The sequence below is a fragment of the Polaromonas sp. P1_G2 genome, assembly GCF_056405515.1.
In genome coordinates this window covers 1-533 of sequence record NZ_JBFUBY010000856.1, presented here as the reverse complement: position 1 = coordinate 533, position 533 = coordinate 1, and the positions used below count along the sequence as shown (strand labels likewise).

At 55.7% G+C, this 533-nt stretch carries 2 protein-coding genes; both read right to left on the bottom strand.

All coding sequences use genetic code 11. The features are described 5' to 3' along the window. Nucleotides 1–42 precede the first annotated feature (42 nt). On the bottom strand, nt 43–210 hold the full coding sequence (rpmG, locus tag AC1D0P_RS27995; protein WP_258162352.1) for a 50S ribosomal protein L33: 168 nt from the start codon (nt 208–210) through the stop codon (nt 43–45). Between the two features lie 88 nt (nt 211–298). Next, nucleotides 299–533 (bottom strand): hypothetical protein (locus AC1D0P_RS27990; RefSeq protein ID WP_477679712.1); only part of this gene is annotated, 235 nt, incomplete at its 5' end.

Here is a 533-nt window from a genome sequence, read left to right as displayed (position 1 = left end):
CCTCAGGTCGCGCGCTTTTTTCGTCAAACCGGAAGATCAGAATTACTTGATCTTGGTTTCCTTGAACTCGACGTGCTTGCGCACGACCGGGTCATACTTGGTCTTGGTCATCTTCTCGGTCATGGTGCGGCTGTTCTTGGTCGTCACATAGAACGTGCCGGTGTCAGCCGTCGAGAGAAGCTTGATCTTGATCGTGGTCGCTTTCGCCATGGTCGTCCTGCCTTAAAAAAATCAATGCCGCGGAATCCCTTTCGGCCACGGCGAAGTGCCGCGGAAACTACGCATTGGCGGCTAAAAGTCAAGTGCGATGGGGATGAAAAATCAGCCGATAGATGGCAAATACGACGAAGATGGCGAAGAAGGCCATCAACACCCGTGCAAACCCTTCGGGTCCGCCCAGGCTCAAGCCCGCGCCGATGGCAATAGGTCCGGCGATCGTGCCCACCGCATAGGCAAAGATGAAGGCAGCGTTGGCAGCGGCAAGATCCGAGCCGGAGAATCGCTGGCCGATATGGCTGAGTCCGACCATATAG